This is a genomic window from Streptomyces sp. NPDC059080 (assembly GCF_042739975.1).
Taxonomy (GTDB): domain Bacteria; phylum Actinomycetota; class Actinomycetes; order Streptomycetales; family Streptomycetaceae; genus Streptomyces; species Streptomyces benahoarensis.
Map to the genome: position 1 here is coordinate 50,170 of NZ_JBHYGX010000017.1, position 18,358 is coordinate 68,527.

An 18,358-nucleotide genomic window follows, 5' to 3' on the forward strand; every position below is an offset into this window, starting at 1 on the left:
CGACACCCCCCCCCCCCCAGGGGGCCCGGCCCCCGCTGAGCGTGAGGGCCGGGGTGCGCGCTAGGGGGCGGGGGGCCGCGGCCCCCGGGCCCCCCCCCGTCTCGTACACGGAGGGCGCGGCCGGGCCTCAGCCCACGCCCAGCTCCCGGGCGATCAGCATCCGCTGGACCTCGCTGGTGCCCTCGCCGATCTCCAGGATCTTGGAGTCCCGCCACATCCGGGCAACCGGGTACTCGTTCATGAAGCCGTAGCCGCCGTGGATCTGGGTGGCCTCGCGGGCGTTGGTGACCGCGATCTCCGAGGAGTACAGCTTCGCCAGCGCCGCCTCCTTCTTGAACCGCTCGCCGCGCACCATCCGGGAGGCGGCGTCCCGCCACGCCAGCCGGGAGGTGTACGCCCGCATCTCCATGTCGGCGAGCTTGAACTGGATCGCCTGGTTGCTGCCGATCGGCTTGCCGAACGCGTGCCGCTCGCGGGCGTACTTCACCGACTCGTCGATGCAGCCCTGCGCAAGGCCCGTGGCGAGCGCCGCGATGGCGATGCGGCCCTCGTCGAGGATGCGCAGGAACTGCGCGTAGCCGCGGCCCTCCTCGCCGACGAGGTGGGCGAGCGGCACCCGCACGTCGGAGAAGGACAGCTCGCGGGTGTCCGAGGCGTTCCAGCCGACCTTGGAGTACGGGGCGGCGACCGTGAAGCCGGGGGTGCCCGACGGCACGATGATCGCGGAGATCTCCGGGCGGCCGTCCGGCTTGCGGCCGGTGACGGCGGTGACGGTGACCAGGCCGGTGATGTCCGTACCGGAGTTGGTGATGAAGCACTTGCTGCCGTTGATCACCCAGGAGTCGCCGTCGCGGACCGCGGTGGTGCGGGTGCCGCCCGCGTCCGAACCGCCGTCCGGCTCGGTCAGCCCGAACGCGCCGAGCATCTCACCGGAGCACAGCCTGGGCAGCCACTCCCGCTTCTGCTCCTCCGTACCGAAGAGGTACAGCGGCATCGCGCCCAGCGACACCCCGGCCTCCAGGGTGATCGCCACCGAGGAGTCGACCCGCGCCAGCTCCTCCAGTGCGATGCCCAGCGCCAGGTAGTCGCCGCCCATCCCGCCGTACTCCTCGGGGAACGGCAGCCCGAACAGGCCCATCCGGCCCATCTCGCGGACTATCGGGTACGGGAAGGCGTGCTGCTCGTAGTACTCGCCGATCTGCGGGGCGACGACGTCGTGCGCGAACGCCTCGACCGTGCGCCGGAGTTCTTCCAGCTCGTCGGGGAGACGGTGGTCCAGGGACATGGGTGTCACTCCTTGTGGGAGAGGGCGCGGACGGCGCGGGACGGGCTCGGCCGCCCGAGGGCTTCGGCCATCCACACGCTGGTGGCGGTGAGGGCGCCGAGGTCGACGCCGGTGTCGATGCCGAGGCCGTGCAGCATCCACACGAGGTCCTCGGTGGCGAGATTGCCGGTGGCGGACTTCGCGTACGGGCAGCCGCCGAGGCCGCCCGCCGAGGCGTCCACGGTGGTGACGCCGTGCTCCAGCGCCGCCAGTGTGTTGGCCAGCGCCTGTCCGTAGGTGTCGTGGAAGTGCACGCCGATCCGGGCGGTCGCCACGTCCGCACCGTTCAGGGCGGTCAGCAGCGCCCGGACGTGGCCGGGGGTGGCGACGCCGATGGTGTCGCCCAGGCTGAGTTCGTCGCACCCCATGTCGAGCAGCGCTCGGCACACCCGCACCACCTGCTCGACCGGCACCGGGCCCTCCCAGGGGTCCCCGAAGCACATCGACAGATAGCCGCGGACCCGCACCCCGGCCTCCTTCGACCGCGTGACGACCGGCGCGAACATCGCCAGCGCCTCGTCGACGGTGCGGTTGAGGTTGGCCTTGGCGAACGACTCGGTGGCGCTGGCGAAGACCGCGACCGAACGCGCCCCGAGGGCGAGCGCGCGGTCCAGGCCGCGGTCGTTGGGGACCAGCACCGGCAGCATCGCCGGATCGAGGCCGTCCACGGCGAGGAGCTTTCCGAACAGCTCCTCGGCGTCGGCGAGCTGGGGCACCCAGCGGGGGTGGACGAAGCTGGTCGCCTCGACGACGGGCAGCCCGGCGCCGGTGAGGCGGCGGACGAACTCCGCCTTGATCTCGGTCGGGACGACCGTCTTCTCGTTCTGGAGGCCGTCGCGGGCGCCGACCTCGTGGATCCGTACGCGCGCGGGCAGCCCCCGCGCGGGCACCGTCATGGGCAGTCCGGACGCGGTCATGACGCCTCCTCCTCTTCGCTGTCGGCCGAGGGCTCCTCGTCGTGCGGGTCGACCACGGCCAGCACCTGGTCCATGGCGACGGTGGCGCCGGGAGTGACGTCCAGGGCGGTGACGGTCCCGGCGTGCGGGGCGGCGATGACGTGTTCCATCTTCATCGCCTCCACCACCAGCAGCCCCTGCCCGGCCCTGACCTCCTCGCCGACGGCGACCTTGACGACGGTGACGGTGCCGGGCATCGGCGCGGTCAGCGCGTCGGCGCCGTGCCCGCCGGCCGCGCCGAGCAGCGCCGCCGCCACCGGGTCGTGGTCGGTGACGTGCCAGGAGTCGCCGTCGCGGCCCAGCCAGTCGCCCGCGCGGTGGAAGGTGTGCAGCACACCGTCGACGGTGACGCGCACAGTGTCCGCCGTCACCTCGGCGCCGTCCGTGCCGGGCGGTACGTCCCGGGCGACCGGCTCCTGCCCGGGGAGCTTGAGCCAGTGCCGGACCGGGGCCGCCGCGCCGCCCAGCCGGAAGCCGCTCGGTACGCCGAACGGGTCACGCCAGCCGCCGTCCGCCGACGGCTCCAGCGCCGCCTGCCGGACCGCCGCGGCCGCCGCGTACACCTCCGGGGGCACCCCGTCCGGCACCAGACCGGCGGCCTCCCGCTCGACCAGCCCGGTGTCGATCTCCCCGGACACCACGTCCGGGTGGGCCAGCAGGCGGCGCAGGAACCCGGCGTTGGTGGTGACGCCGAGGGTGACGGTCTCCGCGAGCGCGGCCCGCAGGGCGCGCAGCGCCGCCGCCCGGTCCGGGCCGTACGCGATGACCTTGGAGAGCATCGGGTCGTACCGGCTGCCGACCTCCGCGTCCTGGGAGAGGCCGGAGTCGGTGCGGACCGCGGCGCCCTGCGCCTCGCGCAGCAGCCGGACGGTGCCGCCGGTGGGCAGGAAGTCGCGGGCCGGGTCCTCGGCACAGATCCGGGCCTCGACGGCGTGCCCGGTGAAGCCGATGTCCTCCTGGGTGAAGGGAAGCTCCTCGCCCGCGGCGACCCGCAGCTGCCATGCGACGAGGTCGAGGCCGCGCCGCCCGGCGACGGTCGCGGTCAGCTCGGTGACCGGGTGCTCGACCTGGAGGCGGGTGTTCATCTCCATGAAGTAGTGGGCCGACGGGTCCTTGCCGGGGACGATGAACTCGACGGTCCCGGCGCCGCGGTAGCCGCAGGAGCGGGCGGCGCGGACCGCCGCCTCGCCCATCGCGGCGCGGGTGGCGTCGTCCAGCAGCACCGACGGTGCCTCCTCGATCACCTTCTGGTGGCGCCGCTGGAGGGAGCATTCGCGCTCACCGAGGTGGACGACATTGCCGTGGCCGTCGGCGAGGACCTGGATCTCGATGTGCCGGGGCCGGTCGATCCACCGCTCGACGAGCAGCGTGTCGTCACCGAAGGAGCTACGGGCCTCGCGGCGGGCGGCGGCGATCTCCTCGCCGAGCAGCGCCGCGTCCCGCACCAGCCGCATGCCCTTGCCGCCGCCGCCCGCCGACGGCTTGAGCAGCACGGGCATGCCGATCTCGCGGGCGGCGGCGGCCAGTTCGGCGTCGCTCAGGCCGCTGCCGGACGAGCCGGGGACGACCGGCACCCCGGCCGCGCGGACCGTCTCCTTCGCGCGGATCTTGTCGCCCATCAGCTCGATGGCGGCGGCGGGCGGGCCGAGGAAGACCAGCCCCGCATCGGCGCAGGCGGTGGCGAAGGCGGCGTTCTCGGCGAGGAAGCCGTAGCCGGGGTGGACGGCCTGCGCGCCGGTGCGGGCCGCCGCGTCCAGCAGGCGCTCGGCGGAGAGATAGCTCTCGGCGGCGGGTGCGGGCCCCAGCCGCACGGCGGTGTCGGCCTCCCGCACGTGCCGGGCGCCGGCGTCCGCGTCGCTGAAGACGGCGACGGAACGGATGCCGAGGGCGCGCAGGGTGCGGATGACGCGGACCGCGATCTCGCCGCGGTTGGCGACCAGCACGGTGTCGAACATGGTGGTGGGCATGGCCTTCGAAGTCCCTCTCGTGTGCGGCACGTCGCTCACATCCGGAAGACGCCGTAGCCGGGCGCCGCGGCGTCCCGGGCGGGCAGCGGGGCGTTGGCGCAGGCGGTCAGCGCCAGGCCCAGCACCTGGCGGGTCTCCAGCGGGTCGATGACGCCGTCGTCCCACAGCCGGGCGGTCGCGTAGTAGGCGTTGCCCTGCGTCTCGTACTGCGCGCGGATCGGCGCCTTGAAGGCGTCCTCGTCGTCGGCGCCCCACTCCTCGCCGCGCGCCTCCAGCTGATCACGCTTGACGGTCGCGAGGACGGACGCGGCCTGCTCGCCGCCCATCACCGAGATCTTGGCGTTCGGCCACATCCACAGGAAGCGCGGCGAGTAGGCCCGCCCGCACATCGAGTAGTTCCCGGCGCCGTACGAGCCGCCGATGACGACGGTCAGCTTGGGCACGCGGGTGCAGGCGACGGCGGTGACCATCTTCGCGCCGTGCTTGGCGATGCCGCCGGCCTCGTACTGCCGCCCGACCATGAAGCCGGAGATGTTCTGGAGGAAGAGCAGCGGGATGCCGCGCTGGTCGCACAGCTCGATGAAGTGGGCGCCCTTCTGGGCGGACTCGGAGAACAGGATGCCGTTGTTGGCGACGATCCCGACCGGGTGCCCGTGCAGCCGCGCGAAGCCGGTGACCAGCGTCTGGCCGTACTCCGCCTTGAACTCCGCGAACCGCGAACCGTCGACGAGCCGGGCGATGACCTCGCGCACGTCGTAGGGCGTACGGGAGTCGGTGGGCACCATGCCGTAGAGCCCGGCCGGATCGGCCTTCGGCTCCTCGACGGGCCGTACCGGCCAGGGCAGCGGCGGCCGGTCGCCGAGCGTGCCGACGAGGGTGCGGACGATCCGCAGCGCGTGTGCGTCGTCCTCGGCGAGATGGTCGGTGACGCCGGAGGTCTTCGCGTGCACCTCACCGCCGCCCAGCTCCTCGGCGGTGACGACCTCACCGGTGGCGGCCTTCACCAGCGGCGGGCCGCCGAGGAAGATCGTGCCCTGGTTCCGCACGATCACCGCCTCGTCGCTCATCGCCGGGACGTAGGCGCCACCGGCGGTGCAGGAGCCGAGGACGGCGGCGATCTGCGGGATCCCGGCGCCGGACATCCGCGCCTGGTGGTAGAAGATCCGCCCGAAGTGCTCACGGTCGGGGAAGACCTCGTCCTGCATCGGCAGGAACGCGCCGCCGGAATCGACGAGGTACAGGCACGGCAGCCGGTTCTCCAGCGCGATCTCCTGCGCCCGCAGATGCTTCTTGACGGTCATCGGGTAGTACGTGCCGCCCTTGACGGTGGCGTCGTTGGCGACGATCAGCGTCTCGCGGCCGGAGACCCGGCCGATCCCGGCGATCACCCCGGCGGCCGGTGCGGCGCCGTCGTACATCCCGTCGGCGGCCAGCGGCGCGATCTCCAGGAACGGTGAGCCGGGGTCCAGCAGGGCGTCGACCCGCTCCCGGGGCAGCAGCTTGCCGCGCGCGGTGTGCCGGGCCCGGGCACGCTCGCCGCCGCCCAGCCGGGCCGCCGCCAGCTTCTCCCGCAGCTGTGCGGTCAGCGCGCGGTGCGCGGCCTCGTTGGCCCGCCAGGAGTCGGACGCCGGGTCGGCGGCGCTCCCCAGCACCGGTGCCTGCTCCATCAGTACGCGCTCCCTTGTTCGGTCGCCGCGAACCGCCCGTGAAGGCGGACATGCGGTTAATGGCCGTTAACGTCGCTCCGTTCAGGTTAACGACCACTAACTCGGCTGTCTACAATTGCGCTCATGAGCAACGCGCCCGCCCCCGCCCCGACCAGCCGCCGCGAGCAGATCCTCAAGGAGGCGGCCCGGCTCTTCGCCGAGCGCGGCTTCCACGGCGTCGGCGTCGACGAGATAGGGGCCGCGGTCGGTATCTCCGGGCCCGGGCTCTACCGCCACTTCGCGGGCAAGGACGCGATGCTCGCCGAGCTGCTGGTCGGCATCAGTGAGCGGCTGCTGGACGGCGGCCGGATGCGGGTCGCCGAGGGCGGCGAGAGCCCCGAGAAGGTGCTGGACGCGCTGATCGACGGACACATCGACTTCGCGCTGGACGACCGCCCGCTGATCACCGTCCACGACCGGGAGCTGGACCGGCTGCGCGAGGCCGACCGCAAGCGGGTGCGCCGCCTCCAGCGCGAGTACGTCGAGCTGTGGGTGACGGTCGTCCGAGAGGTGCACCCGGCCCCCTCCGAGACGGAGGCGCGCGCCGCCGTGCACGCGGTGTTCGGCCTGCTCAACTCCACCCCGCACCTGGGCCGCCCCGGCTCCCTGCCGGGCCGCACGGACATGGCCCGGCTGCTGCGGCGGCTGGCGCTCGGGGCGTTCGGTGCGATGACGGACGGGGTGGGTGCCACCGGGGCCGTGTCCGCCGGGTGAGAGGTCTCTGGACAGGGTGCGGACCGGCCGGTAGCTTTTCGCTGAGCAAGCGCTTAGACAGCGATCCAGGAGGGGGCGGCCGTGCGTCGCACAGTGTTCAACGAGGACCACGAGGCGTTCCGCGAGACCATCCGCGCCTTCATCGAGGCGGAGGTCGTGCCCGTCTACGACCGGTGGATGGAGGACGGGGCAGCCCCCCGCGACTTCTACCGCAAGCTGGGTGAGCTGGGCGTCTTCGGCATCGAGGTCCCCGAGGAGTACGGCGGTGCCGGCGAGACCAGCTTCAAGTTCACCGCCGTCATCACCGAGGAGTGCTCCCGCGCAGGCGTCAGCTTCGGCGGCTCCAGCGTCCACACCGCGCTCTGCCTGCCCTACCTCCTCGCGTACGCCACCGAGGAGCAGAAGCAGCGTTGGCTGCCGCCCTTCGTCACCGGCGACATGATGATGGCCATCGCCATGACCGAGCCCGGCACCGGCTCCGACCTGGCCGGCATGAAGACCACCGCCAAGCTCTCCGCAGACGGCAGCCACTACGTCCTCAACGGCGCCAAGACCTTCATCACCGGCGGCGTCCTCGCCGACCGCGTCATCGTCTGCGCCCGCACCGCCCCTCCGTCGCCCGAGGACCGCCGCGCCGGGATCACCCTCCTCGTCGTCGACACCACCTCCGAGGGCTACGCCGTCGGCCGCAAGCTTGACAAGCTCGGCCTGAAGACCTCCGACACCGCCGAACTCTCCTTCACCGACGTCAAGGTGCCCGTCACCGACCGCCTCGGCGAGGAGGGCAGGGCGTTCTCCTACCTCGGCCAGAACCTCCCGCAGGAGCGCCTGAGCATCGCCGTCGGCGCGTACGCCCAGGCCGCGGCTGCGGTGCGGTTCGCCAAGGAGTACGTGCAGCAGCGCGAGGTCTTCGGCAAGACCGTCGCCTCCTTCCAGAACACCAAGTTCGTCCTCGCCGACTGCCAGTCGGAGGTGGACGCGATGGAGGCGTTCGTCGACCGCGCCCTCGACGCGCACGACGCCGGGGAGCTGACCTCCGCCGACGCCGCGTCCGTCAAGCTCTTCACCACCGAGCGCGCCGCCGTCGTCATCGACAAGTGCCTCCAGCTGCACGGCGGTTACGGCTACATGCAGGAGTACCCGATCTCCCGCCTCTACGCCGACACCCGCGTCAGCCGCATCTACGGCGGCACCAGCGAGGTCATGCGCTCCATCATCGCCAAGTCGATGGGCCTGTGACCGCGGCCCGGCCCCGGCAGCACCCCTGACACGGCGTACGGACCCGGCACCCGGTTCACGGGGCCCGGGTCCGTACGCCGTACCGCACCCGACCGAAAGCGCCGCATGACGTGAACGACGCCCTCAAGGACCTGCTCGTCCTGCTCGACCTGGAGCGGATCGAGCAGGACATCTTCCGCGGCGCCAGCCGGGATTCGCTGGTGCCCCGCGTCTTCGGCGGGCAGGTCGCAGCCCAGGCACTGGTCGCGGCGGGGCGCACTGTGCCCGCCGCCCCACTCCAAGCTCTCGGCTCCGCTCGGGCAGGGGAGGCCCCACTGCCGCACTCCCTGCACGCCTACTTCCTGCGGCCCGGCGACCCCGGTGCGCCGATCGTCTACACCGTCGAAAGGACCCGCGACGGCCGCTCCTTCAGCAACCGCCGGGTCGTCGCCGTCCAGCACGGCCAGCCGATCTTCCACCTCTCGGCCTCCTTCCAGGTCCACGAGGAGGGCCTGGAACACCAGGAGCCGATGCCGAAGGCGCCCGACCCGCTGTCGCTGCCGACCGCCGCCGAGACGCTGCCCCGCTACGCCGGGCACTTCGCCGACCCCGACGTCACCCGGCGGCTGCTGCGCGCCCGCGCCGCCATCGACCTCCGCTACGTCGACCCGCCCCCGTACGCCACACCGGGGGAGCCGCGCGAACCCCGCTCCCAGGTGTGGTTCCGCACCAACGGATCGCTGGACCACCTGCCGTACGCCACCGGCGCCGACGCGTCCGCCGACGATGCGCCGCCGGCCCGTCCGCTGCTCGACATCTGCCTGGTCACCTACGTCTCCGACATGACGCTGCTGGACTCGGTGCTGCTCGCCCACGGCCGCGGCGGCTGGGCGGTCGGCGATGTGGTCGGCGCGAGCCTGGACCACGCCATGTGGTTCCACCGCCCGCTGCGCGCCGACGACTGGCTGCTGTACGACCAGGAGTCACCCACCGCCCAGAGCGGCCGCGGTCTCGGCCGGGGCCGGATCTTCACCGCCGACGGGCAGCTGGCGGTCTCCGTCATCCAGGAGGGTGTGATCCGGCCCCGCGGGTGAGGGGCGTACGGGGCGGGCGCCGCCGTCACCCTCCCGGCGGTTCCCGGCGGTTCCCGGCCGTTCCCGGCCGTTCCCGGCCGTTCCCGGCCGTTCCCGGCCGTTCCCGGCCGTTCCCGGCCGTTCCCGGCCGCTCCCGTCACCCTCCCGGCCGCTCCCGGCCGCTCCCGGCGCCGCTCAGAGCAGCCCGGCGGCCTTGAGGAGGTACGCGGTCAGCGGGTCGTAGTGGCGCGGGCTGCGCACATGGTCGTCCAGCGGGATCGTCACCCGCAGCGTGCCCTCGGCCTCCGCGAGGAAGAGCGCCGGATCGTTGCAGTCGGCGAAGCCCACCGCCTCGATACCGCGCTGCGCCGCACACCCGGCCCAGCCGTGATCGGCCATCACCAGATCGGGCAGCGGGCGGCCCGCCCGCTCCAGCCCGTCCAGGACCGCGGCCATCGGCGCGGGGGAGTGGGTGTGCCACAGCGTCGCCCCGCGCTCCAGCATCGCCACCTCGCCGAACTGGAACACCATCCCGTCGTCGGCCTGGAGCCCGTCCGGCACCACGACGATCTCGCAGCCCTTGGCCCGCAGCGCCTCCGCGGTCGCCCGGTGCACGTCCAGCAGCCCGCCCGGATGCCCGGTGGCGAACAGCACCCGCTGCCGCCCCGCGGCCGCCTTGTGCAGCACCGCCGCCGCGCGGTCCAGCGCGTCCACCGTCAGCTCGGGGTCGATGGTGTCCTGCCCGCTGCGGTGGTGCGGGTCGTCGTTGACACCGCACCGCTCCGCCATGACGGCCAGCACGTCCTGCTCGTCCGTCCACCGGTCGCCCAACTCCAGCCCGAACCAGTAGTGGCGGTCACCGTTGGCGAGCCTGCGGTAGTGGGAGAGGTTGTTCTCCCGGGGCGTGGCGACGTCGCCGGCGATCCGGGTCCGTACGAGATGGTCGACGAGTTCGGCGCGGGTGGGGACGGCGTCCACGGTGGGTATCGGCATGGCGCCATTGTGCCCGCCGCGGTCGGCCAGGGGCCGGGAGTAAGGGGTTCCGGGGCGAACGCCCGCGCCGGGAGCCTGCCGGTCTGCGGGGCAGCTGCCCCGCGGCGGTCCGGGCGCCCGCCTGGCCGTTCCGTCGAACGCCTCGTGTCCGACTCACGTAAATGTCCATCCCCCGGGGCTCCGGGTCTCCCTACCCTCACCCTCATGACCACCGCACCCGCCGCCTCGTCCGGCCCCGTCGGCCCCACCGACTCCTCCCGCGTCCCGCGCTACGCCGGGCCCGCGACCTTCGCCCGTCTGCCCCGCCTCGACCAGGTCACTGCCGCCGATGTCGCGGTGGTCGGCGTGCCGTTCGACACCGGCGTCTCGTACCGGCCCGGCGCCCGCTTCGGCGGCAACGCCATCCGTGAGGCGTCGCGCCTGCTGCGCCCGTACAACCCGGCGCAGGACGCGTCCCCCTTCGCGCTGGCGCAGGTCGCGGACGCGGGCGACATCGCGGCCAACCCGTTCCACATCAACGAGGCGGTCGAAACGATCGAGGCGGGCGCGGACGACCTGCTCGGCACCGGCGCCCGCCTGATGACACTGGGCGGCGACCACACCATCGCGCTGCCGCTGCTCCGCTCCGTCGCGAAGAAGCACGGCCCGGTCGCCCTGCTCCACTTCGACGCGCACCTCGACACCTGGGACACCTACTTCGGTGCCGAGTACACACACGGCACGCCGTTCCGCCGCGCCGTCGAGGAGGGCATCCTCGACACCTCCGCCCTCTCCCACGTCGGCACCCGTGGCCCGCTCTACGGCAAGCAGGACCTCACCGACGACGAGAAGATGGGCTTCGGCATCGTCACCTCCGCCGACGTCATGCGGCGGGGCGTCGACGAGATCGCCGACCAGCTCCGGCAGCGCATCGGCGACCGTCCGCTCTACATCTCCATCGACATCGACGTCCTGGACCCGGCGCACGCCCCGGGCACCGGCACTCCCGAGGCCGGCGGTCTCACCAGCCGCGAACTCCTGGAGATCCTGCGCGGTCTGGCCTCCTGCCACCTCGTCTCCGCCGACCTCGTCGAGGTCGCCCCGGCCTACGACCACGCGGAGATCACGTCGGTGGCCGCCTCCCACACGGCGTACGAACTCACCACGATCATGGCGCGGCAGATCGCGGCGGCGCGCGGCTGACGCGACGGTAACGAGCGTGCCGGTGGCTGGCGCGACGGTAACGAGCGTGCGGGCGGCCGCCGCTGGGGTCTGCCGCCCGCACGCCATTACTCGTCCTCGGCGGCGAGCATCTCGCGGAGCTCGTCCCGGCCCGTGTGGTGCCGGCTCGTGTGGTAGTCGGCCGCCGTCCAGTCGCCGATGCCCTCGAACGGGGCGTTCCACAGACCGCCCTCGGGCCCGCCCCTGGTCACGCCGAGGCGGCGTGCCCGGTGGCGCGCGGTGACCGCCCCCGGCGGCCCGGGCGGGATATATGAGCTGTGGGGGCCGGGCCAGCTGCGAGCGGGCCCGGGGGCGGGGTGGCCGTGGCGCCGATGCGGCCCTGGAGCAGCCGGGACAGCGAGGCGTGGACGTCCTCGACCGCGCGGTGCGGCTGGAAGGACTGCCAGTCGAGGGCGGCCACCAGGACCATGCCGAAGAGGGCGGACGCGGTGAGCGGGACGTCCGTCTCCTCGCTCAGCTCACCGGCGTCGACCGCGTCCCGCAGGACGGATTCGACGACGGTCATCGCACGGCCGCGCACCGACCGCAGGGTGGCGCGCCAGCTGCGGTTGGTGCGCCACAGCTCGGCGACGTACAGCTGGGTGAGCGCGGGGGCGCCGGCGATGAACTCCAGCCCGGCGCGGATCATCGCGTCCACGCCGTCGATGTGGGTGCCGCCGCGCGCCGTCACGTCGTCGGAGGCCCGGCGCAGGGAGGCGGCGAGCAGATCGATGCCGTCCCGCAGCAACTCCTCGAAGAGGACGTTCTTGCTGGTGAAGTTGTAGTAGACGGTGCCCTTCGCGACACCGGCGCGCTCGGCGATCTCGTCCACCGTGGTGGCGGAGAAGCCCTGCTCGGCGATGAGCGTGACGGCTGCCTCGAAGAGCTTGCGGCGGGTGCTCTCACGCCGGGCGGCGCGGGAACCCGCCGCGGGGGCGGTGCCGGCTGCGGCACCGCCCCTACGGCCTGCAACTGTGTCGGTCACAGGCTGAGTTCCGGATGCAGGTCCTTCATCCGGACGACCTGCCGGCCACGCGCGGTCAGCGCGGTCAGGGCCAGCGAGCCGAGGGTGAAGACGGCCAGCACGATGCTGCCCTGGCCGACGATCGAGAGATCGCCGCCGGTGATCAGACGGCGCAGCCCGTCGACGACGTAGCTCATCGGCAGGAACGGGTGGATCGCCGCGAAGAAACCGGGGCTGGTCTGCACCGGGTAGGTGCCGCCCGCCGAGGTCAGCTGGAGCATCAGGATAACCAGGGTGAGCACCCGGCCCGCCGGTCCGAAGACCGCGCTCAGCAGCTGGATCAGGGAGGTGAAGCACGCCGTCGCCAACAGCAGATAGCCGATCGTGGCGGTCGCCCGCGCCATCTCCAGGCCGAGGCCCCAGTGGAGCACTGCCATCAGTGCCAGCACCTGGGCCACGCCGATTGCGAAGGCCGGGAGCCAGGAGCCGAGGGCTATCCGCCAGCCCGGCGCGCCCGCGGCGAGCGCCCGCTTGCCCAGCGGCTGGAACAACATGAAAGCGACCATCGCGCCGACCCACAGAGACAGCGGGATGAAGTACGGGGCGAGGCCCGTGCCGTAGTTGGGCGCCTTGTGCATCGACTTGGCGGCCAGCTCGACCGGGTCGGCCATGACCTCGGTCCGCGTGTCGCGCTCCTGCTTGTCGTAGTCGGGGATCTTGGCGACGCCGCTGTGCAGACCGCTGGCCAGCTGGTTGGAGCCGTCCTTCAGCTTGTACAGACCGCCGTTGAGCGAGATCGCGCCCTCCTTCAGCTTGCCCAGGCCGCCCGCCAGCTGGTCGGTGCCGTTCTTGGCGTCACCGATGCCGTTGTGGACCTGGCCCGCGCCGTCGGCGAGGTCGCCCGCGCCGTCGGCCAGCCGGCCGCTGCCGTCAGCGATCTTGGAGCTGCCGTCGGAGAGCGCGCCCAGGCCGGTGACGAACCGGTCGGCGCCGTCGGCCACCTGGTGCGCCCCGGCGTTCAACTTGTTGATCTGTGCGATCTGCCCGTCGGCGTGCTGGGCGATGTCCGGCAGCTGCTCGGCGACCATCACCGCGCCCTGGTGGATCTCGCGCAGCTTCGCACGCTGCGTGTCGAGGTCGAGGCGGGAGAGGACCCCGTCGACCTTCTCCGCCGCGTCCGCCGCGGCGGCGGTACCGGCGGCGACACCCTTGAGCTCCGCGCACTCGGTGCCGGAGGTCCCGGTGGTGCACTGCTTGCGGTAGACCGCGGCCGCGTCGTCGGCTGCCTGCCGCGCCTGGGCCGCGGCGGTCTTGGAGTCGCCGGGCAGCGTGCCCAGGTCGTGGTCGAGGCTCTCGGTGAGGTCGGCGACGAACCGCGCCCCCTTGGCGATCTCCTCACTGTGCTTCTTGAGGTACGGAAGGTCCTTCTTGGCGAGCCCGTTGAGCTTGGTGGCGAGCTGCTGGGTGCCGTCGGCGACCTGCCCGGCGCCCTTGCTCAGCTCCTGGGCCTTGGCCTGTGCCTGACCGATACCGGAGTGGAGGTCCGAGGCGCCCTTGCCGAGCTGCCCGGCCTTGTCGTGCAGGGTGTCCGCTCCGTCGCTGACCTTGCCCGAGCCCTCGTTGAGCTCGCCGAGGCCGCCCGACAGCTTGCCGGTGCTCTCCTCGGCGGTGCCGAGCCCGTCGGCGAGCTTGCCCGCGCCTTCCTTGGCGTCGTGCAGACCGTCGTCCAGCTTTCCGGCGCCGTCGGCGGCCTGCTGCGTCTGGTCGTGGAGGTCCGAGAAGGAGACGAAGATCTTGTCGAGGAACTGGCGCGACGACTTCGCCGACGTCTTGGCCCGGATCTCAGAGAACACCGTCTTGGAGATCGAGCCGACGATGTAGTTGTTGGCGTCGTTCGTACGGACCTGGAGCGCGCCGGTCTGCGGGGAGTCCCCGCCACTGGACGCGATGCGCTCGCTGAAGTTCGAGGGGATGGTCAGCGACAGGTAGTACCTGCCGTCCTCCAGGCCCTTCGACGCCTCACCGGAGCCGACCTCCTGCCAGTCGAAGGTGTCGCTGTCGCGGACACTCTTGACGAGCTGGGAGCCTGCGTCGAGGTGCTTGCCGTCGGCCGTGGCGCCCTTGTCGTCGTTGACGAGAGCGACCGGGATCTTGTCCAGGCGGCTGTAGGGGTCCCAGAAGGAACAGAGGTAGAGCGCTCCGTAGAGCAGGGGGATCAGCGTGAGAGCGATGATGCCGAGCCGGGGGAGCTTGCCCCGGCCGAAACGCCTCAGCTCAAGCGCGGCCAGTTTCGGCGAACGCATGCGCTGTTTCCTCCTCGTGGGTGTCGGCCGGGCCCTGCGGGCCGGCGGTGGTCGTGGCATCGGTGGTGGCGGCGCGCGGCGCGGCCGCGGCGTCGGAGTCCGTCCGGACGATCAGCGCGTCCTCGGGGGCGTCGCCGGCGACGGCCACGACGGTGGTGCCCGCCGCCGACAGGTCGCGCAACAGCCCCCAGATCTGCTCACGTTCGGCCGCGGAGAGCTTGAGGTCGACATCGTCGACGGCGAGCAGATGCGGGGCGTGCAGCATGCCGAGCGCCAGGGACAGCCGCAGCGCCTCCAAGCGTTCGAGGTCGCGGACGGCGGTGTTCAGCCCCTTCGGCAGGGTGTCGGGATCGAGGCCCACGGCCGCCAGGGCGGCCTCGATCCGGGCCCGGCGCTCTGCCTTGCGGCGACGGCTCCAGGAGAGCCCGCCGAGCGGGGAGCCCTTGAGGCGGCGGACCAACAGGGCCTGTTCCTTGAGGTGTTCGCCGACGGTGAGGGCCGGTTCCAGCTCGGCGACGCCCGGTACGTGGGCGACCGCCGTCCGGCCGCGCACCGCACCCATCCGCTTGGGCAGCGGGAAGCCCGCGACGGTGGCCTGGCCCTCGGCGAGCCGCATCCGGCCGGTGAGCGCGAGCAGGAGGCAGGTGCGGCCGGAGCCCGAGGGGCCCTGCAGTGCGATCAGTGCACCCGGCTCCGCGGAGATGTCGACACCTCTGAAGGCCCATCCGCGCGGTCCTTTGACGCCGATCCCCTTGGCGATGACCGCCGCCCCTTGACGGGTGGTGTCCACTGCCCCTCCTTTGGTCTGACTGGTCAGTCTAAAAGTTTGCCGCATCGAACCCCGCTTGACCAATCGGGGCCTCGCCAAATGCCCGATTTCGGTGCGCTCGGCGGCGCTACGTGCTTAAGGTCACCCCTGACGTCGCAAGGACGCCGCGATTTCCCCAGGAAGCGGTCCGCGCCGGGCAGTTGCGGATACGGGCCGCACACGGACGACGGAGAGCGATGAATCACACGGCACGGCATCCGGTGTATCCACCACCTCCCGAGCGCCACCGGACGGCCAGCGCGGCCGCCCGCCCCCGCAGGCTGCTCGCCCCGCTTGTCGCGGCGGCCCTCCTCGCGGCCTCGGCCCCCGCCTCGGCCGCGGTGCATCCCCTCCACGCCGGGCCCGCCGCCTCGGAAACCGGCCCCGGCCGGGGCACGCCTTGCGGCAACGGCCCGGGATGGACGGCGAGTTCGACCCGTATCGACCCCAAGGACAGTCACCACGCCTACGTCGGCAACGGCTATCTCGGCCAGCGCATCCCGCCCAACGGCACCGGATATGCCGCCCCCGGCGGAGCCACTGGCTGGCCGCTGAAGACCCCCGCCTACGACGGATCGTTCGTCTCCGGGCTCTACGCCAAGGGCCCCGCGAACGTCGAGGGACGGCAGGCCGTTGCGGCGCTCCCCACCTGGACCACGCTCGATGTGACCACCGGCGGACCGGGCGCCGAGACCTTCTCCTCCGCCACCCCCGTCGCCCGCATCTCCCACTACCGGCAGACCCTCGACCTGCGCTGCGGCTTCGTCCGCACCTACCTGACCTGGACCACCGCCGACGGCCGCGCCACCGACCTCGTCTACGACGTACTCGCCGACCGGACCGACGCCCACATCGGCGCCGTACGCCTGCGGATGACGCCGCACTGGAGCGGCGCGGCGACCGTCACCGACGCACTCGACGGGCGCGGCGCCCGCCGGATGAGGGCCACCGGAACCGCCTCCGCGCACGGCACCATCGACGTCGCCTTCCGCACCGACGGCACGGACACCGACGGCGCCGTCGCCTCGACGCTGCGCCCCGGACGGCAGGTCGACCCCCGCCCGGACCGGCGGCCCGCCCGTGCCTCCGGGCTGACCAACCGGCAGCGCGTCACCTTCCCCGTCCGCAATGGCCGCGGCTACGAACTGACCAAATACATCGGCGTCGACACCGCCCTGACGTCCCGATCGCCCCGCGCCGCCGCCCGTTCGGCGTCGCTGCGGGCCGCCGAGCGGGGCTGGCCGTCGCTCTTCGCCCGGCACACCGCCGCCTGGCGCTCCCTGTGGCGCAGCGACATCGAGGTGACCGGGCGGCCCGAGCTGCAGTCCTGGATCCGCTCGGCACAGTACGGACTGCTCTCCGCCACCCGCGCCGGAAACCGCAACAGCATCGCCCCCACCGGCCTGACCAGCGACAACTACGCGGGCGAGGTCTTCTGGGACGCCGAGACCTGGATGTACCCGGGCCTGCTGGCGAGCCACCCCGCGCTCGCCCGGTCGATCGTCGACTACCGCTACAAGACCCGCGCGGGCGCCCGCGCCAACGCCCGCAAGCTCGGCTACGACGGGCTGTTCTACTCCTGGACCAGCGGCAGTAAGGGCGACCTGTGGAGCGAATGCCACAGCTGGGACCCGCCGCACTGCCGCACCCAGAACCACCTCATGGGCGACATCTCCCTCGCCACCTGGCAGTACTACCTCGCCACCAAGGACACCGCCTGGCTGCGGTCGCGCGGCTGGCCGGTGCTCAAGGGCATCGCGCAATTCTGGGCCTCCCGCGCCACCCGCAACGCCGACGGCAGCTACTCCGTCAAGAACGTCGCCGGGCCCGACGAGTACAGCAACGGCGTCGACGACGGCGTCTTCACCAACGCGGGCGCCGCCACCGCGCTGCGGCACGCCCTGCACGTCGCCGCCGTCCTCGGCGAACCGACCCCCGCCGCCTGGCGGACGATCGCCGACAAGCTGCGCATCCCCTACGACGCCAAGAGCAAGGTCTTCGCGCAGTACGCCGGATACCAAGGCACCACCATCAAACAGGCCGACACCGTGCTGCTGATGTACCCCCTGGAATGGCCGATGACCACCCAGCAGGCGGCGGACACGCTCGACTACTACGCGGCCCGCACCGACCCCGACGGCCCGGCCATGACCGACTCCGTCCACGCCATCGACGCTGCCGCCCTCGGTGAACCCGGCTGCGCCGCCCACACCTACCTCCTGCGGTCCATCAAGCCGTTCGTCCGGGGGCCGTTCGCGCAGTTCTCCGAGGCGCGCGGCGACAAGGCGGGCGCCGAGGACCCGCACGCCGGACAGCCCGCCCAGGACTTCCTCACCGGCAAGGGCGGCTTCCTGCAGACCTTTACCCATGGCCTGACCGGCCTGCGGCTGCGCGAGAACGCCGTGCACCTCGACCCGACGCTGCCGCCGCAGCTCTCCCGCGGCGTCACCCTGCGCGGCCTGCGCTGGCAGGGCCGGACGTACGACGTGGAGATCGGCGCGCACCGCACGCTGGTCCGGCTGACGGCGGGTGCGCCCCTGCGGATCGAGACGCCGCAGGGCGTCAAGGTGGCCCGCGCGGGCCTGCCCGCCGTCCTCACGACCCGGCGCCCCGACCTCACCCCCACGGACAATGCCGCGCGCTGTACCCCGGCGACGGCGACGTCCGAGGAGCCCGGGATGTACGCGGGCGCTGCCGTGGACGGCAACACCACCACCGCGTGGGTGCCCGACGCCGCCGACGGCGCGCTCACCGTCGACCTCGGCCACGTCGTGACCGTCGGGCAGATCACCCCGCACTGGAACGCGACCAAGCCGCTCTCCTTCACCGTGCAGGTCTCGCGGGACGGCAGTCACTGGACCGGCACTGGATACGCGGGCCGCACCCCGGCGCGGTACGTCCGTGTCACGGTCCACGGAGATCCGCGGCCGAACCCCGACGGCACGCCGAAGAAGCGCCCGGGGATCGCCGAACTGACGGTGGAGAAAGCCACCGGCACGGGCGGCGCCGGGAACTGACCCGCACCACCCTCGACGCACCGCGCGGGGGGGGGGGCGCCCCCCCCCCCCCCGGCCCCCCCCCCCCCCGGCCGGGGGCAGGGGGGGCGGGTGACACGCCCCCCCCCCGGGGGGC

The 18,358-nt window shown here is 72.9% G+C and carries 13 protein-coding genes and 1 pseudogene; 5 read left to right on the forward strand and 9 right to left on the reverse strand.

Going from position 1 to position 18,358, the window contains the following annotated elements; translation table 11 throughout:
- Positions 1–127 precede the first annotated feature (127 nt).
- The 4 genes from ACFWWQ_RS16115 to ACFWWQ_RS16130 are packed head-to-tail and all read right to left on the reverse strand — an operon-like array spanning position 128 to position 5,914.
- Complete coding sequence (locus tag ACFWWQ_RS16115; RefSeq protein WP_384596401.1) at positions 128–1,285, reverse strand: acyl-CoA dehydrogenase family protein; 1,158 nt, start codon at positions 1,283–1,285, stop codon at positions 128–130.
- Positions 1,286–1,290: 5 nt separating this feature from the next.
- The gene (locus ACFWWQ_RS16120) at positions 1,291–2,241 is read right to left on the reverse strand and encodes a hydroxymethylglutaryl-CoA lyase (RefSeq protein ID WP_384596404.1); all 951 of its coding nucleotides are present in this window, start codon (positions 2,239–2,241) and stop codon (positions 1,291–1,293) included.
- A complete protein-coding gene (locus tag ACFWWQ_RS16125) occupies positions 2,238–4,235 on the reverse strand; it encodes a biotin carboxylase N-terminal domain-containing protein (RefSeq protein ID WP_384596549.1) in 1,998 nt (665 codons plus the stop codon). Before ACFWWQ_RS16125 ends, ACFWWQ_RS16120 begins: the two co-directional genes overlap by 4 nt.
- A gap of 47 nt (positions 4,236–4,282) precedes the next feature.
- The gene (locus tag ACFWWQ_RS16130; protein WP_384596408.1) at positions 4,283–5,914 is read right to left on the reverse strand and encodes a carboxyl transferase domain-containing protein; all 1,632 of its coding nucleotides are present in this window, start codon (positions 5,912–5,914) and stop codon (positions 4,283–4,285) included.
- A 123-nt stretch (positions 5,915–6,037) separates the two neighbouring features.
- Here ACFWWQ_RS16130 and ACFWWQ_RS16135 point away from each other — a divergent pair, with 123 nt between their 5' ends.
- The 3 genes from ACFWWQ_RS16135 (at position 6,038) to ACFWWQ_RS16145 (ending at position 8,979) form a co-directional block, all read left to right on the forward strand.
- On the forward strand, positions 6,038–6,667 hold the full coding sequence (locus ACFWWQ_RS16135) for a TetR/AcrR family transcriptional regulator (RefSeq protein WP_384596411.1): 630 nt from the start codon (positions 6,038–6,040) through the stop codon (positions 6,665–6,667).
- Between the two features lie 81 nt (positions 6,668–6,748).
- Complete coding sequence (locus ACFWWQ_RS16140; RefSeq protein WP_384596414.1) at positions 6,749–7,906, forward strand: acyl-CoA dehydrogenase family protein; 1,158 nt, start codon at positions 6,749–6,751, stop codon at positions 7,904–7,906.
- Between the two features lie 110 nt (positions 7,907–8,016).
- Positions 8,017–8,979 (forward strand): acyl-CoA thioesterase, encoded by a 963-nt coding sequence (locus ACFWWQ_RS16145; RefSeq protein ID WP_384596417.1) that lies wholly within the window; start codon positions 8,017–8,019, stop codon positions 8,977–8,979.
- Positions 8,980–9,153: 174 nt separating this feature from the next.
- Here ACFWWQ_RS16145 and ACFWWQ_RS16150 read toward each other — a convergent pair whose 3' ends face one another.
- Positions 9,154–9,951: a phosphatase gene (locus tag ACFWWQ_RS16150; protein WP_143940136.1), complete on the reverse strand. Its 798-nt coding sequence runs from the start codon at positions 9,949–9,951 to the stop codon at positions 9,154–9,156.
- 204 nt (positions 9,952–10,155) lie between these two features.
- On the opposite strand from ACFWWQ_RS16150, the gene speB reads away from it, so the two are divergent.
- A complete protein-coding gene (gene speB / locus ACFWWQ_RS16155; protein WP_384596420.1) occupies positions 10,156–11,133 on the forward strand; it encodes an agmatinase in 978 nt (325 codons plus the stop codon).
- An 86-nt stretch (positions 11,134–11,219) separates the two neighbouring features.
- Here speB and ACFWWQ_RS16160 read toward each other — a convergent pair whose 3' ends face one another.
- The 4 genes and pseudogenes from ACFWWQ_RS16160 to ACFWWQ_RS16175 all read right to left on the reverse strand — a co-directional run bounded on the left by ACFWWQ_RS16160 (position 11,220) and on the right by ACFWWQ_RS16175 (position 15,208).
- Positions 11,220–11,363 (reverse strand): hypothetical protein, encoded by a 144-nt coding sequence (locus tag ACFWWQ_RS16160; protein ID WP_384596423.1) that lies wholly within the window; start codon positions 11,361–11,363, stop codon positions 11,220–11,222.
- 113 nt (positions 11,364–11,476) lie between these two features.
- Positions 11,477–12,136 (reverse strand): annotated as a pseudogene (locus tag ACFWWQ_RS16165) (TetR/AcrR family transcriptional regulator); the annotation flags it as partial.
- Positions 12,133–14,418 (reverse strand): YhgE/Pip family protein, encoded by a 2,286-nt coding sequence (locus ACFWWQ_RS16170; RefSeq protein ID WP_384596426.1) that lies wholly within the window; start codon positions 14,416–14,418, stop codon positions 12,133–12,135. The gene ACFWWQ_RS16170 and the pseudogene ACFWWQ_RS16165, both read right to left, overlap by 4 nt.
- Positions 14,390–15,208 (reverse strand): ATP-binding cassette domain-containing protein, encoded by an 819-nt coding sequence (locus ACFWWQ_RS16175; RefSeq protein WP_384596430.1) that lies wholly within the window; start codon positions 15,206–15,208, stop codon positions 14,390–14,392. The genes ACFWWQ_RS16170 and ACFWWQ_RS16175 overlap by 29 nt, the downstream gene beginning before the upstream one ends.
- A 215-nt stretch (positions 15,209–15,423) precedes the next feature.
- Between ACFWWQ_RS16175 and ACFWWQ_RS16180 the strand changes: the two genes are divergently transcribed.
- A complete protein-coding gene (locus tag ACFWWQ_RS16180; protein WP_384596433.1) occupies positions 15,424–18,243 on the forward strand; it encodes a discoidin domain-containing protein in 2,820 nt (939 codons plus the stop codon).
- Positions 18,244–18,358: the final 115 nt, after the last annotated feature.